Annotated in this window: 9 protein-coding genes; 8 read left to right on the top strand and 1 reads right to left on the bottom strand. The window is 67.6% G+C overall.

Annotation, left to right across the window (positions count from 1 at the left end):
- Window positions 1-291 precede the first annotated feature (291 nt).
- On the bottom strand, window positions 292-4,089 hold the full coding sequence (locus tag JIX56_RS10360; RefSeq protein WP_257539311.1) for a GH92 family glycosyl hydrolase: 3,798 nt from the start codon (window positions 4,087-4,089) through the stop codon (window positions 292-294).
- Window positions 4,090-4,560: 471 nt separating this feature from the next.
- On the opposite strand from JIX56_RS10360, the gene ngcE reads away from it, so the two are divergent.
- The 8 genes from ngcE to dxs all read left to right on the top strand — a co-directional run bounded on the left by ngcE (window position 4,561) and on the right by dxs (window position 15,164).
- A complete protein-coding gene (gene ngcE / locus JIX56_RS10355) occupies window positions 4,561-6,042 on the top strand; it encodes an N-acetylglucosamine/diacetylchitobiose ABC transporter substrate-binding protein (protein WP_257539309.1) in 1,482 nt (493 codons plus the stop codon).
- A gap of 16 nt (window positions 6,043-6,058) precedes the next feature.
- On the top strand, window positions 6,059-6,985 hold the full coding sequence (locus JIX56_RS10350) for a carbohydrate ABC transporter permease (RefSeq protein ID WP_257539278.1): 927 nt from the start codon (window positions 6,059-6,061) through the stop codon (window positions 6,983-6,985).
- A 4-nt stretch (window positions 6,986-6,989) separates the two neighbouring features.
- Window positions 6,990-7,913 carry a carbohydrate ABC transporter permease gene (locus tag JIX56_RS10345; RefSeq protein ID WP_257539276.1) on the top strand — a complete coding sequence of 308 codons (924 nt, stop codon included), beginning with the start codon at window positions 6,990-6,992 and terminating at the stop codon, window positions 7,911-7,913.
- 252 nt (window positions 7,914-8,165) lie between these two features.
- A complete protein-coding gene (locus JIX56_RS10340; RefSeq protein WP_257539265.1) occupies window positions 8,166-9,365 on the top strand; it encodes an ROK family transcriptional regulator in 1,200 nt (399 codons plus the stop codon).
- Window positions 9,366-9,501: 136 nt separating this feature from the next.
- Window positions 9,502-10,593, top strand: a complete 1,092-nt coding sequence (locus tag JIX56_RS10335) for a sugar ABC transporter substrate-binding protein (protein WP_257539263.1) — start codon at window positions 9,502-9,504, stop codon at window positions 10,591-10,593.
- A gap of 210 nt (window positions 10,594-10,803) precedes the next feature.
- Entirely contained in the window at window positions 10,804-11,595 is a 792-nt protein-coding gene (locus JIX56_RS10330) for an ATP-binding cassette domain-containing protein (protein WP_257539261.1), read from the top strand.
- Window positions 11,592-12,932 (top strand): sugar ABC transporter permease, encoded by a 1,341-nt coding sequence (locus JIX56_RS10325; RefSeq protein ID WP_257539259.1) that lies wholly within the window; start codon window positions 11,592-11,594, stop codon window positions 12,930-12,932. The genes JIX56_RS10330 and JIX56_RS10325 overlap by 4 nt, the downstream gene beginning before the upstream one ends.
- A 312-nt stretch (window positions 12,933-13,244) precedes the next feature.
- Window positions 13,245-15,164 (top strand): 1-deoxy-D-xylulose-5-phosphate synthase, encoded by a 1,920-nt coding sequence (gene dxs, locus JIX56_RS10320; protein ID WP_257539257.1) that lies wholly within the window; start codon window positions 13,245-13,247, stop codon window positions 15,162-15,164.
- The last annotated feature ends 94 nt before the right edge of the window (window positions 15,165-15,258 follow it).

The following is a 15,258-nucleotide window of genomic DNA, read 5'->3' as shown; positions in this document are numbered from 1 at the left end:
TCGGGGCGGACCGGGTGGGCAGGCGGTGCGGGCCCACCCGGTCCGCGAGCCGCGGCCGGTACGGGGGAGACCGGGCGCGGAGGAAGCGCGGCTGGTGAGACCGAGCGACAAGACAACGTTGTCGAGTGGTCTGAACACGACTCTACCGTTTCAACGTGCAACGAAGTCAAGCCGGTTGGGGTCGGGTGCGTCACAGGCGTTGTCGGCCGCCGGCCGCACCGTGCGGGTCTCGCCCCGGGCACCGGCGGTCCATGACCGCCGGTGCCCGGGTACGGGGTCTTCGTCCTGGCGTCAGGACAGCAGCTCCACCTCCGCGAGTGTCGCCGTGTCGTCGAGGACCAGTCGGTAGTGGTCGTACGCCTTCGGGACGGGGACCGAGAAGGCCCGGGTCTGACGGTCCCAGGCGAAGGATTCGCCGGAGCGCCGGTCGAGGGGCTTCCAGGTGGCGCCGTCGGTGGAGGCCTGGAGGGTCCAGCCGGTCGGTGCCTCGGTGTGGTCGGAGGAGGTGAGCGTGTACTGAACCGCCTTGGTACCGGCGGGCGTTGGGAGCGGCACCGTCTTCACGGACCCCTTCGTCGACGACGTGTTGTCGAAGAGTTCGCCGTCGCCCTCGATGGCGTCCGTGCGCGGTGTCGGCGCCTTGTCGTTCTTCGTGATCGACACCGGGGCCGCGCTCTCGCCGGTGCCCCAGCGGGACGGCTGCGGGCCCATGTCGAACTTCAGGACGCCGCCCCGGGAGATGAGGGAGTGCGGCAGTGAAGTCGACGTCCAGGGCTTGCCGTTGACCTTCAGGCCCTGCACGTACACGTTCTTCGCATTGTTCTTCGGGGCCTCGACCACCAGGTCCCTGCCGTTCTCCAGATGGACGGTCGCCTTGGTGAACAGGGGGGAGCCGATGGCGTATTCGCCGCTGCCCATCACCAGGGGGTAGAAGCCGAGGGCGGAGAAGAGGTACCAGGCGGACTGTTCGCCGTTGTCCTCGTCCCCGTGGTAGCCCTGGCCGATGTCGCTGCCGACATAGAGGCGGGAGAGCACCTCGCGGACCTTCTCCTGGGCCTTCCAGGGCTGTCCGGCGGCGTCGTACATGTAGATCGCGTGGTGGGCGACCTGGTTGGAGTGGCCGTACATGCCCATGCGTACGTCACGGGCCTCGGTCATCTCGTGGATGACGCCGCCGTAGGAGCCGACGAAGTCGGGCGAGGCCGTCTCCGGGGTGGAGAAGTAGGTGTCCAGCTTCTTCGCCAGCCCGCCGCGACCGCCGTACAGGTTGGCGAGGCCCTTGCTGTCCTGCGGCGCGGAGACGGCGTAGCCCCAGCCGTTGGTCTCGGTGTAGTCGTGGCCCCAGACGCGGGGGTCGTACTTGGCGGAGTCGAGCCGCCAGGCCCCGTTGCCGTCCCGGCCCTGGAAGAACCCGGCGTCCTTGTCGAACAACTCCACATAGTTCTGGGCCCGGTTGAGGAAGTACGCCGACTCCTCCTGGTAGCGCTTCTCGCCCGTCTTCCGGTACAGGGCCTGGCCCATGCGGGCGATGCCGTAGTCGTTGAGGTAGCCCTCCAGCGCCCAGGACAGGCCCTCGTGGGTGTCGGTGCTGGTGTAGCCGAGGAAGGGCGAGGAGGCCATGCCCTTGCGGCCGACGCCCGCCGACGGCGGGACCACCGTGGCGTTCTTGACGGCCGCCTCGTACGCCGTCTTCGCGTCGAAGCCGACGCCCTTCACGTATGCGTCCGCGAACGCCACGTCCGACGACGTCCCCGTCATCAGGTCCGCGTAGCCGGGGGAGGACCAGCGGGAGGTCCAGCCGCCGTCCTTGTACTGCTGCACGAAACCGTCGACCATCTCTCCTGCCTGGCGAGGTGTCAGAAGAGAGTACGCGGGCCAGGTCGTCCGATAGGTGTCCCAGAAGCCGTTGTTGACGTACACCTTGCCGTCGACGATCTTCGCGCCCGTGTGCGTCGGGGTGTCCGGGCCGGTCATGGGGGAGAAGGGCGAGGCGTACTGGTGCTTCGAACCGACCTTCTCGAAGCCGGAGTTGGGGTACAGATACAGCCGGTAGAGGTTCGAGTACAGCGTCGTGAGCTGGTCGGGGGAGGCCCCTTCGACCTCCACCTTCCCCAGGACGCTGTCCCACTGGGCCCGCGCCCGGTCCTTCACCGTCTCGAAGGACGTGCCGTCCGGGATCTCCTGGCGCAGGTTGTCCTTCGCCTGGTCGAGGCTGATGAGGGAGGTGGCCAGGCGCAGCGTCACCGTGCGGTCCGAGCCCGCGTCGAAACGGAGGTGGCCCTTCACGCCGGTCGAGTCGCCGTCCGTGACCGGCGCGTCGAAGACCCCGTGCACGAAGAGGCGGGTCGCACCCGTCGACAGGCCGGACTTCACATCCGAGAAGCCCGTCACGACCCCGGCGTCCTTGTCCAGGGTCAGCCCCGCCTGGTCCGTCACATTGTCGAAGAGGACGCTCGCGTCGTCACCGGGATAGGTGAAGCGCAGCACCGCCGCGTGGTCCGTCGGCGCCATCTCGGCCTTGACGCCGTTCTCGAAGCGCACCCCGTAGTAGTACGGCCGGGCCGTCTCGTTCTCGTGCCGGAAGGTCAACGCCCGTGCCGTACGGCTCAGTTCGGGGGTTCCGCCGGCGGCCGACGGCATCACCTGGAAGGTCTGCCGGTCGCCCATCCAGGGGCTCGGCTCATGACTCGCGCTGAACGCCTGGACGGTCGGCAGATTGTCCGCGTTGTTGGCCCGCGCGTAGTCGTACAGCCAGCTCAGCGAGCCCGCGTTGGTCACCGGCGTCCAGAAGTTGAAGCCATGGGGCACCGCGGTCGCCGGGAAATTGTTGCCGCGGGAGAAACCGCCGCTGGAATTGGTTCCCCTGGTGGTCACCGCGTAGTCGGAAAGATGGGCCTTCGGCCGCTCGGGCGCGCGCACCCGCAGGGTCACGTCGTCGAGCCAGCCGCGGAACCTCGCCGGGCCCTTCGGGGAGTCGTACGCCACCAGGATCCGGTCCACGGTCCGCCCGGCCGCGACCGAGCCGATCCGCGAGACCACGTCGTTCCACTGGTTGACGTACAGCACCTTCGCCGCGCCCTGTCCGTGCGGCGACAGCGGGAAGCCGTGCTGGTCCGCGGCGCCCAGCCCGCTCAGCGAGGTGCCGTCCGTGAAGACCAGGTCCACCGAGACGTTCGTGGCGTCGTAGTCCAGATCGCCGTCCGCCATCGAGGGGAAGATCCGGTACGCCAGCTCGGTGTCCCGCTCGACGGCCACGTTCACGTCGAAGACCTTGTTGTACGCATACGCCCGGCCGTCCGCCGTGTGGCGGCCCGCGTACCGCAGGGCCCGCTTGCCGGTGAAGCCCGCACCCGCCTTCGCGGTCGCCGAGCCGCTCGGGCCCCGGTCGACCAGCGACAGCATGTCCTTCGGCGCGGGGTCCTGGCCGCCGCCCGTGGAGAACTGCACATCGGCGAGCTGGGTGATCATCGAGGCGCCGTTGTTCTTCGTGATGTCGAGCCGGAAGTGCCGGTACTCGGCCGTCGCGTCGCCGGGGATGTCGTACGACTTCGTCCGGAACCGTTCCTCGAAGCTCTCACCGGAGCGGGTGTCGAGGACCTTCCACTCCTTGCCGTCGGTGGAGCCCTGGAGGGTCCAGTCCTTAGGGTCGCGGGTCTCGAAGTCGTTCGCCGAGGTCAGCGCGTAGGTGACCACCTTGGCCGGCTGGTCGAGATCGAACTCCGCCCAGCCGGTGGGCTGGAAGGTGAGCCACTTGGTGCCGGGCTCGCCGTCGACGAGGTTCTCCTTCACCTCGCCGCCGTCGGTGTTCTCGCCGCTCGCCCGGACGTCGGTGACGTGGTCGGTGATGTCGCCGGGGATGCCGGTGGTGTGGCCGCCGTCGACGCCGGACGACCGGGGGGAGCCGTCCGCTGCCGTGTCGACCGTGCTGAGCCAGTCCGGAGCCGGGTCGTCCGGTTCGAACGAGGAGCTGAACTCCCGCTCACCGGTCGCCGGCCGGTCCGGTAACGCGACGGCCGCCCCCTGCGAGGCCACCACCAGAGCGAACGCGGCGGCGCCGAGCGCCGCCGTGGAAAACCGTCTGTGCCGCATCAGCGAGCACCCTCCCTACGTCCAGCAGACTATTTTCGATCGAGAAGTGATCGAAAGAGGACAACGTTGTCGACCGCTCACGCAGGGACCAGTAGGGGTTCAAGTGGAGAGTGATGTCAAGGGTGTTGCGTGGGCCATCCGGGGCGAATGGCGCGGATTTTCCGGTCAGGTGGCGCAAGGCCGCTCATATTTCCGAGAGGTCTCAACTCGGAAAAGACCAATGGTGAACCTTGCATTCGATCTTGCCCCCTCGGCGGCAAGTGGACTATACCTGTCGGCGTCCACACAGTGGTCGCACAACTGTGGGCAGGCACGACCTGGGGGGAATTACCGGTGATCGCCAACGTGTCATGCGCGCGGACGCCGTCTCGCCCCTGTTGAATCCTCACGCACGACCCCAGCTTGAACCGACCGCGGTGCCGGGAGGATCCGGTTCACCGCCTGAGTCCTGGAGAAGGCGAGGACTTGAGCATGGGATCCACCACGGCTGAGAACGACAATGGCCCCGAGGGGGTCGGCAGCACCACTTCCGAAGGCGTCGGCCGCCGCGATCTGATCAAGCGCTCCGCGGCGCTGGGCCTGATCAGCGTGCCCACGATGAGCTTCCTGTCCGCCTGCGCCAGCAGCGGCGGAGGCGGCGACGAGGAGAAGGCCGAGGCCGGCGAGAAGACGGCGAAGAACCCTCTCGGCGTCAACGACAGCGCGCAGATGGAGTTCGTGCTGTTCGACGGAGGCTTCGGCAAGGAGTACGCCGAGGACGCGGTGAAGATCTACGAGAAGAACTTCCCCGAGGCGAGCGTGAAGTTCTCCGCCACCCAGAAGATCCAGTCCACGCTCCAGCCCCGCTTCAACCAGGGCACCCCGCCGGACCTGATCGACAACTCCGGCGCCGAGCAGATGGACATGGGCGTCCTGGTCGGCAAGAAGCAGCTCGCCGACCTCACCCCGCTCCTCGACGCCCCGTCCTACGACGACCCGGACAAGAAGGTCCGCGACACCCTGCGCCCGGGCATCGTGGAAATGGGCCAGTTCGACGGCGACCCCGTCTGGATCATGTACTACGCCTACACGGTGTACGGCGTCTGGTACTCGCAGAAGGCCCTGGACTCGCTCGACGAGCAGTACCCCGAGACCTGGGACGAGATGCTCACGGTCTGCGAGAAGGCCAAGAAGAAGGGCATCGCGGGCTGGACGTACGCGGGCAAACACCCGTACTACCTCCCCTTCTCGCTCTACCCGATGATCGCCAAGGTGGGCGGCCGGGAGGTTCTCGACTCGATCGACAACCTGGAGGACAACGCCTGGAAGCACCCGGCGGTCAAGGCCTGCTTCGAGGCCTACTACGAGCTCTACCGCAAGGGCTACATCCTCAAGGGCACCCCGGGCCTGGACCACATCCAGTCGCAGACCGCCTGGGCCGAGGGCAGGGCGCTGTTCATCCCGAACGGCTCCTGGGTGGAGAACGAGTCCGCGAAGGTCATCCCGTCCGACTTCGATCTGGCCGTCTCCGCGCCCACCGGTCTCGACTCCTCCGACAAGATGCCCTTCGGCACCATCTGGGCCTCCGGCGGCGAGCCCTTCATCGTCCCGGCCAAGGCGAAGAACGGCACGGGCGGCATGGAACAGCTGCGCATCATGCTCAGCGAGGCGTCGTCCAAGAACTTCACCAGCAAGGTGAAGTCGCTGACCGCGTACAACGGCGGCACCGACGGCATCACCCTCACCCCCGGTCTCAAGTCCGGTGTCGCGGCCCTGGAGAAGGCCGGCGACAACGTGGTGAACCCCCGGATCCAGGACTGGTACGTGCAGCTGCAGAAGGAGCAGATCGGTGTGGCGGGCCTCGGCGAGATGATGGCCGGCCGGCTCACCCCGGCCGAGGCCATCAAGAAGATCCAGGCCTACGCCGACGCGGCCGCCAAGGACTCGTCGATCAAGCACTACAAGCACCAGTAAAGGCACCGGTGAAGCGATGCAGCACGGCAAGTACCGGTTCATCGTGGGGTTCCTGGCGGTGCCCCTCGGGCTCTACACGCTTTTCGTCGTGTGGCCGTTCATCCAGTCCATCTACTACTCGTTCACGGACTGGACCGGTCTGAGCCCCGAATTCAAGATGGTCGGTTTCGACAACTACAGCCGGATGCTCGACGACGAGATCTTCTGGAAATCGTTGCAGCACAGCCTGCTGTTCGCGATCGTGCTGCCGCTGCTGACGATCAGCCTGGCGCTGTTCTTCGCTTTCATGATCAATGTGGGCGGACGCAAGAGGAAGGGCGGCCCCGTGATCACCGGTGTCCGGGGATCGTCCTTCTACAAGATCGTCTATTTCTTTCCGCAGGTGCTCTCGATCGCGATCGTGGCGCTGTTGTTCGCCTTCGCGTACAACCCGGACAGTGGTGCGATCAATTCGATACTGCGTGGCATGGGGCTGGACGGTGTCCAACCGCTGTGGCTGGGCGATCCGGACCTCGCCCTCTGGGCCGTGATGGCGGTCCTCGTCTGGTCCACGGTCGGGTTCTTCGTGGTCCTCTTCTCCGCCGGCATGGCCTCCATCCCGGCGGACCTGTACGAGGCCGCGCTCCTCGACGGGGCCGGCCGCGCCACCACGTTCTTCCGGATCACCCTGCCCCTGCTGTGGGACACGGTGCAGTCCGGCTGGATCTACATGGGCATCCTCGCCCTCGGCGCCGAGTCGTTCGCGGTCGTACAGATCATGACGACCGGGCCCGGCGGCCCGGACTACTCGACCACCGTCATGGTCCTTTACGTGTACCAGAAGGCGTTCCGGGACGGGCAGGCCGCCTACGCCACCACGATCGGCGTCGCCCTGCTCGTCGTCACGCTGGCCTTCGCCGCCGTGGTGATGCGGCTGGGCCGACGCGAGCGGCTGGAGTACTGAGCTGATGAAGACGACCCAGACCCCCGCCCCCGTCCCGGCCGAGTCCGGGGCCCCCGTCGCCAAGGCCGACGGCCCGGCCGCGCCACCACCCCGGAAGAAGAAGGAGGGCGGCACCCTCAACGTCTTCTCGCACGCGATCCTGATCATCTGGGCGATCATGGTCGTGATGCCCTTGGTGTGGGCGGTGATGACGTCCTTCAAGGACGACCGCTCCATCTTCTCCTCGCCCTGGTCGCTGCCGGACCAGCTGCACTTCGACAACTGGTCGCGGGCGTGGACCGAGGCCAACATGAGCGACTACTTCCTCAACACCATCCTGGTGGTGGGAGGTTCGCTCATCGGCACCCTGATGCTCGGGTCGATGGCGGCGTATGTGCTGGCCCGCTTCGACTTCCCGGGCAACCGGTTCATCTACTTCCTGTTCATCGGCGGCATGAGCTTCCCGATCATGCTCGCGCTGGTGCCGCTGTTCTACGTCGTGAACAACATGGGCCTGCTGAACACCATCCACGGCCTGATCCTGGTCTACATCGCCTACTCGCTGCCCTTCACGGTGTTCTTCCTGACCGCGTTCTTCCGGACGCTGCCGACCTCGGTGGCGGAGGCCGCGTTCGTGGACGGCGCCTCGCACACCAGGACGTTCTTCCAGATCATGCTGCCCATGGCCAAGCCGGGCCTGATCAGCGTCGGCATCTTCAACTTCCTCGGCCAGTGGAACCAGTACATGCTGCCCACGGTCCTCAACACCGACCCGGACAAGCGCGTCCTCACCCAGGGCCTGGTCCAGCTGGCCGTCAGCCAGGGCTACAAGGGTGACTGGTCCGGACTCTTCGCCGGTCTGGTGATGGCGATGCTGCCGGTGCTGGCCGCATACATCGTGTTCCAGCGGCAGGTGGTGCAGGGGCTGACCGCGGGGGCGCTGAAGTAGCGCCGCGCCGCCGACCAGGGCGGCCTCGTCCCCGGGCGGCCCCGCAAGTAGCCCGTCCGGGGACCTCAAGTAGCCGCAGAGTGACATTTAGTGGTCATTCGGCGATGCCAGTTTCCGTCAAGGACTTGACTGCGGTAACCCGTTCAGCGGAGCTTGGAGTTCACAACTTGTAAGTGACCCGGTTCCGCGGATGTGACCTGGGTCACGGGCGGCGTGCGGGCCGCCCAGCCTTGGACGGGAGTGGATGAGTCGATGGAGACTCCGGGGTCGCAGTCGTCGCTGCACCGAGCAAATCTCGAGCGCGTCGTCCGGGCGGTGCGTCTCGCCGGGTCGCTCACGCAGGCGGAGATCGCCAGGACCACCGGCCTGTCCGCCGCCACGGTCTCCAACATCGTGCGCGAGCTCAAGGACGGCGGAACCGTCGAGGTCACGCCCACGTCGGCGGGTGGCAGGCGGGCCCGCGCGGTCTCGCTCAGCGGGGACGCGGGGATCGTGATCGGCGTCGACTTCGGGCACACCCATTTGCGCGTCGCGATCGGGAATCTCGCCCATCAGGTGCTCGCCGAGGAGGCCGAGCCGCTCGATGTGGACGCCTCCTCGGCCCAGGGCTTCGACCGGGCGGAGCGGCTGGTCACCCGCCTGATCGAGGCCACCGGCGTCGACCGTACGAAGATCGCGGGCGTGGGCCTCGGTGTGCCGGGCCCGATCGATGTGGAGTCCGGGACGCTGGGCTCCTCCGCCATCCTGCCGGGCTGGGCCGGCACCAAGCCCGGCGTGGAGATGCGCGAGCGTCTCGGCGTCCCGGTGCACGTGGACAACGACGCCAACCTCGGTGCCCTCGGTGAGCTCGTCTGGGGCGGCGGCCGGGGGGTGCGGGACCTGGCGTACATCAAGGTGTCCAGCGGCGTTGGTGCCGGCCTGGTGATCGATGGCAAGATCTACAGAGGCCCGGGTGGCACAGCCGGAGAAATCGGGCATATTACTCTTGATGAGTCCGGCCCGGTCTGCCGCTGCGGCAACCGGGGCTGCCTGGAGACCTTCGCCGCCGCGCGCTATGTGCTGCCGCTCCTCCAGTCCAGCCACGGCACCGACCTGACCATGGAAGGCGTCGTACGGCTGGCGAGGGACGGTGACCCGGGCTGTCGTCGGGTGATCGCTGACGTCGGCCGACACATCGGAAGTGGAGTCGCCAATCTCTGCAATCTCTTGAACCCGAGCCGCGTGGTCCTCGGTGGCGATCTCGCCGAGGCCGGAGAGCTGGTTCTCGGACCCATAAGGGAGTCGGTCGGCCGGTACGCGATCCCGAGTGCCGCACGTCAACTCTCGGTGTTGCCAGGGGCGCTTGGCGGTCGTGCCGAGGTCCTCGGGGCCCTGGCCCTGGCCCTCAGCGAGATGGGTGATTCAACCCTTTTGGACGGGACGCTCAGCGCAGCAACCCCTGCCTTCACTTAGAGAACGAAACACGCCGTTGCCAACCCGTTAAGGATTTACTTCTTGACGTCGCACGTGTGGCCGAGTTGACTTCCAGCCACCTCGGTCGCAGTGCTGCGGCCCGTGTCAGGGAGGCACAACCCAAATGAACGCAACGATGCGTAGAGTCGTGATCGGCGCCACGGCGGTTTCGCTGGCGCTCTCCGTAGCCGCCTGTGGGAAGGCCGGCGACGACAACGACTCGGACAGCGGCAGCACCAGCGGGTCGGACAGCAAGTCCATCGGCCTGCTCCTGCCCGACACTGTCACCGCGCGCTACGAGAAGTTCGACAAGCCGTACTTCGAGGACAAGGTCAAGGAGCTCTGCTCCGACTGTGACGTCCAGTACGCGAACGCTGCGGCCGACCCGACCAAGCAGGCCCAGCAGATGAGCACCATGGTGACCAAGGGCGTGAAGGTCATCGTGGTCTCCGCCCAGGACTCCGCCGCCATCAAGTCCTCCATCCAGTCCGCGGTGGACAAGGGCGTCAAGGTCGTCGCGTACGACCGCCTCGCCCAGGGCCCGGTCTCGGCCTACGTCTCCTTCGACAACGTCAAGGTCGGCGAGCTCCAGGGTCAGGCCCTCCTCGACGCGCTCGGCGACAAGGCGACCACGAAGTCCAAGGTCGTCATGATCAACGGCGACGACGCCGACCCGAACGCCGGCCAGTTCAAGGAAGGCGCGCACAAGGTCCTCGACGGCAAGGTCGACATCGCCTACGAGCAGTCCGGCCTCTGGAAGGACACCGTCGCCGCCCAGAAGATGTCCGCGGCGATCACCCAGCTGGGCGCCAAGAACATCGCGGGCGTCTACGCCGCCAACGACGGCATGGCCGGTGGCATCGCCAACACCCTCAAGGGTGCGAAGATCAGCAACATTCCGCTGACCGGTCAGGACGCCGAGCTCGCGGCCATCCAGCGGATCGTCGCCGGCACCCAGGCCGCCACGGTCTACAAGGCCTACAAGCCCGAGGCCGACACCGCCGCCGAGCTCGCGGTCAACCTGCTGGAGGGCAAGGACGTCAAGTCCCTGGCCGACACCGAGGTGACCAGCGGCTCCGGCGACAAGGTCCAGGCGAAGCTGCTGACCCCGGTGTCCGTCACCAAGGAGAACATCAAGGACACGGTCGTCAAGGACGGCCTGTACACGGTCGCCGACATCTGCACCGCCGAGTACGCCAAGGCCTGCAAGGAGGCCGGCCTCGAGTAGTCCTTCGAGGCGCGACCGCACCGCGGTCCCGTAGAACCTGTCCGGCGCCCGCCCCACCTTCAGACCCCGCTTCCGGGGCGGGCGCCGGACGGAACCGCCGTCGAGCACGGCGGATCTACGCATGTTCACCCTGTAAGCCTTGTGCGTCACGCACATTCCTCCGCGCCTGGTTCCAAGCGCGGCATCCCCGCCGGTCAGGCGGCGAAGGAGATGGTTCACGTGTCCGCTACGCCCGTGCTGGCGTTGCGCGGAGTCTCCAAGCGATTCGGTGCGGTGCAGGCACTCACCGACGTCGAGCTGGAGGTTCACGCCGGAGAAGTGGTCGCCCTGGTGGGCGACAACGGCGCAGGTAAGTCCACCCTGGTCAAGACGATCGCGGGTGTCCACCCCATCGATGAGGGCGTCATCGAGTGGCAGGGGGAGCCGGTCAGGATCAACAAGCCGCACGACGCCCAGGGACTCGGTGTCGCGACGGTCTACCAGGACCTCGCGCTCTGCGACAACCTCGACGTCGTCGGCAACCTCTACCTCGGGCGCGAACTGCTGCACCGGGGCGTCATCGACGAGGTGACGATGGAGAAGAACTCCCGCGAGCTGCTGTCCACGCTCTCCATCCGGATCCCGAGCGTGCGCATCCCGATCGCGAGCCTCTCCGGCGGTCAGCGCCAGGTCGTCGCCATCGCCCGCGCCCTCATCGGCGACCCCAAGCTCGTCATCCTCGACGAGCCCACCGCCGCCCTCGGCGTCGAGCAGACCGCGCAGGTCCTCGACCTGGTCGAGCGGCTGCGCGAGCGCGACCTCGCCGTCATCCTCATCAGCCACAACATGGCCGATGTCAAGGCGGTCGCGGACACCGTGGCCGTCCTGCGCCTGGGCAAGAACAACGGCTCCTTCTCCGTGAAGGACACCAGCCACGAAGAGATCATCGCCGCGATCACGGGTGCCACGGAGAACGCCGTGACCCGTCGTGCGGGGCGGCGCACCACGGAGGCGGCAAAGTGAGCGACACGTCCAAGACCGTGAAGAGCGATTCCACGAAGACCGGTGAGGGCCCGGTGGCGGGCCAGACCACGGTCGCTCCCGCCGACGACCCCACGGCCGCGCCGGTCACCGTCGTCGACCCGCGTCTGCTGGTCCGCGAAGAGGGCCTCAAGGGGTACGTCACCGAGTTCAAGCGCAAGGTGCGGGGCGGCGAGCTGGGCTCGCTGCCGGTGGTCATCGGCCTGATCGTCATCTGGACGATCTTCCAGCTGCAGAACGACCGCTTCCTGAGCGCCGACAACCTCTCGAACATCAGCTACTTCCTCTCGGCCACCGGCATGCTCGCCATCGGCCTGGTGTTCGTCCTGCTGCTCGGTGAGATCGACCTGTCGGTGGGCTCGGTCAGCGGTCTGGCCTCCACCGTGTTCGCCGTGTTCGTGGTGACCCACGGCATGAACTCCTGGTTGGCGCTGGTCCTCGCGATCCTCACCGGCCTCGCCATCGGCGCGCTGCACGGTTGGTTCTTCGCCAGAATCGGCGTGCCGGCGTTCGTCGTGACCCTGGCCGGCTTCCTCGGCTGGAACGGTGTGATGCTGTGGCTGCTGGGTGACAGCGGCACGATCAACATCCCGTCCGACACGGGTCCGATCCGCCTGTTCGGCCAGAGCTCCTTCTTCATGGACCAGGCCATCATCGGCGCGTACATCCTGGCCGGCCTCGCCGTCGGGCTCTCCCTCGTCGGCAACTTCAACGAGCAGCGTCGCCGCAAGGCCGCGGGCGTGCCGTTCCGGCCGACCAGCGAGATCCTGCTGCGCGTGGGCGCGCTCGCCGTCGCGTCCTTCGTCGCCGCCGCCGTGCTCAACGACTCGGCCGGTGTCTCCAACGCGCTGGTGATCTTCCTGGCGGCGCTGGTGATCGTGGACTTCGTGCTGCGCCGTACGCCCTACGGCCGCAAGGTGTTCGCGGTCGGCGGCGGTATCGAGGCGGCCCGCCGTGCCGGTATCAACGTGCCGATGATCCGGATCTCCGTGTTCGCCATCTCCGGTGGGTTCGCGGCGATCGGCGGTATGTTCTTCGCCGGTCAGACCGCGAGTGCGACGCTGTCCGCCGGTGGCGGCAACACGCTGATGCTCGCGATCGCCGCGGCGGTCATCGGTGGGACCAGCCTCTTCGGTGGGCGTGGGTCGGTGTGGTCGGCGCTGCTGGGCATGTTGGTGATCCAGTCGATCCAGACCGGTCTTGACCTGCTGAACATGAACACGTCGATCCAGTACATGATCACGGGTTCGGTGCTGTTGGGTGCGGTCGTCATCGACTCCGTCTCCCGGAAGAGCCAGAAAGCTGCCGGTCGCGCGTAGCGGTTTACCGAGGGGCGCCGTTGGGGTGCTGCTCGTTGCCGACCGCGGGTCGTCCGTGGCCGGTCGCGCAGTTCCCCGCGCCCCTTGACGGGGCGCCAGGCGCCCTTTGTGGAACAGGTGCTCGGTGTTGATTCTGACACCGGGCACTTCTGTTTGTTGTCGGACGTTTCGTACGGGTACGTCTGCGCAGGATGGTCTACGGCCGTTCGCGTGACGCAGGACCCACCTGCCCGGCGATGGGCGGTGGACGCGGAAGATTAGACTTCGACGAGCCCGGTAACGCTCGAACAGCACTACTGCAAGGAGGCACGGGTGCCGCTGCTGACCCGCATCAGGGGACCGCGCGATCTGGACCGGCTCAGCCTGGAGCAGCTGGACCAGCTGGCGGAGGAGATCCGGACCTTCCTCGTCGAGGCGGTGTCAAAGACAGGCGGTCACCTCGGCCCGAACCTCGGCGTGGTCGAGCTCACCATCGCCCTGCACCGGGTCTTCGACTCGCCGAAGGACAAGGTGCTCTGGGACACGGGCCACCAGTCCTACGTCCACAAGCTGCTCACCGGCCGTCAGGACTTCTCCAGGCTGAAGATGAAGGGCGGCCTGTCCGGCTACCCCTCACAGGCGGAGTCCGAGCACGACGTCATCGAGAACAGCCATGCGTCGACGGTCCTGGGGTGGGCCGACGGGCTGGCCAAGGCCAACCAGGTGCTCAAACGCGACGACCACGTGGTCGCCGTCATCGGTGACGGCGCTCTCACCGGCGGAATGGCCTGGGAGGCGCTGAACAACATCGCCGACGCCAAGGACCGGCCGCTGGTCATCGTCGTCAACGACAACGAGCGGTCGTACGCGCCGACCATCGGCGGACTCGCCAACCACCTGGCCACGCTGCGGACCACCGACGGGTACGAGCGGTTCCTGGCCCGGGGCAAGGACCTGCTGGAGCGGACGCCCGTCGTGGGCCGGCCGCTCTACGAGACGCTGCACGGCGCCAAGAAGGGGCTGAAGGACTTCATCGCCCCGCAGGGCATGTTCGAGGATCTGGGGCTCAAGTACGTCGGGCCGATCGACGGGCACGACATCGAGGCCCTGGAGTCCGCGCTGTCCCGCGCCAAGCGGTTCGGCGGGCCGGTCATCGTGCACTGCCTCACCGAGAAGGGCCGCGGCTACCAGCCCGCCCTCCAGGACGAGGCGGACCGCTTCCACGCCGTCGGCAAGATCCACCCGGACACGGGTCTGCCGATCGCCTCCTCCGGTGCCGACTGGACCTCCGTCTTCGGTGAGGAGATGGTCAAGCTCGGCAAGGAGCGCGAGGACATCGTCGCCATCACGGCGGCCATGCTCCAGCCCGTCGGGCTCGACAAGTTCGCCAAGGCCTTCCCCGAGCGCGTGTACGACGTCGGCATCGCCGAGCAGCACGCCGCCGTGTCGGCGGCGGGCCTCGCCACCGGCGGTGTGCATCCTGTCTTCGCTGTCTACGCCACCTTCCTCAATCGTGCCTTCGACCAGGTCCTGATGGATGTCGCCCTCCACAAGTGCGGTGTGACCTTCGTACTGGACCGGGCGGGCGTCACCGGCACCGACGGCGCCTCCCACAACGGCATGTGGGACATGTCGATCCTTCAGGTCGTACCGGGGCTCAGGCTCGCCGCGCCGCGTGACGCCGAACAGGTGCGCGCCCAGCTGCGCGAGGCCGTGGAGGTGACGGACGCGCCGACCGTGGTGCGCTTCTCCAAGGGCGCCGTCGGCCCCGCCGTACCCGCCCTGCGCCGTGTCGGCGGCATGGACGTGCTGCGTGAGCCGGGCACCGACTCCCCGGACGTGCTCCTCGTCTCCGTCGGTGCCCTCGCGCCGATGTGCCTGGAGATCGCCGGCCTGCTCGACAAGCAGGGCATCACCACGACCGTCGTCGACCCGCGCTGGGTCAAGCCGGTCGACGAGCACATGGCTCCGCTCGCCGACAAGCACCGCGTGGTCGTCACCGTCGAGGACAACTCCCGTGTCGGCGGCGTCGGCTCGGCCGTCGCCCAGGCGCTGCGCGACGCCGGCGTCGACATCCCGCTGCGCGACTTCGGCATCCCGCCGCGCTTCCTCGACCACGCCTCCCGCGCCGAGGTCCTGGCCGAGATCGGGCTCACCGCGCCCGACATCGCCCGCCAGGTCACCGGGCTGGTCTCCAAGCTCGACGGACGCTTCGGGGACGCCGCCGCCGAGGTGGAGCCCGCCCGCGACTGACGGGGCGCGATGGGCTGTTCGGGCCGGTCTGACCATTCTTTACGGTGGTGAGACCGGCCCATTCGCGTGAAACCGCTCGCGCCGGGGCAAACGC

This window comes from Streptomyces sp. CA-210063 (assembly GCF_024612015.1).
Lineage (GTDB): Bacteria > Actinomycetota > Actinomycetes > Streptomycetales > Streptomycetaceae > Streptomyces.
Note: the sequence above shows the minus strand (reverse complement) of the source record. Positions and strands in the feature narration are given on the sequence as shown.

Excerpts from the sequence above, each read along its gene's own strand:
- JIX56_RS10360 (WP_257539311.1), bottom strand. The coding sequence starts at position 4,089 with ATGCGGCACAGACGGTTTTCCACGGCGGCGCTCGGCGCCGCCGCGTTC.
- ngcE (WP_257539309.1), top strand. The coding sequence starts at position 4,561 with ATGGGATCCACCACGGCTGAGAACGACAATGGCCCCGAGGGGGTCGGC.
- JIX56_RS10350 (WP_257539278.1), top strand. The coding sequence starts at position 6,059 with ATGCAGCACGGCAAGTACCGGTTCATCGTGGGGTTCCTGGCGGTGCCC.
- JIX56_RS10345 (WP_257539276.1), top strand. The coding sequence starts at position 6,990 with ATGAAGACGACCCAGACCCCCGCCCCCGTCCCGGCCGAGTCCGGGGCC.
- JIX56_RS10340 (WP_257539265.1), top strand. The coding sequence starts at position 8,166 with ATGGAGACTCCGGGGTCGCAGTCGTCGCTGCACCGAGCAAATCTCGAG.
- JIX56_RS10335 (WP_257539263.1), top strand. The coding sequence starts at position 9,502 with ATGCGTAGAGTCGTGATCGGCGCCACGGCGGTTTCGCTGGCGCTCTCC.
- JIX56_RS10330 (WP_257539261.1), top strand. The coding sequence starts at position 10,804 with ATGGTTCACGTGTCCGCTACGCCCGTGCTGGCGTTGCGCGGAGTCTCC.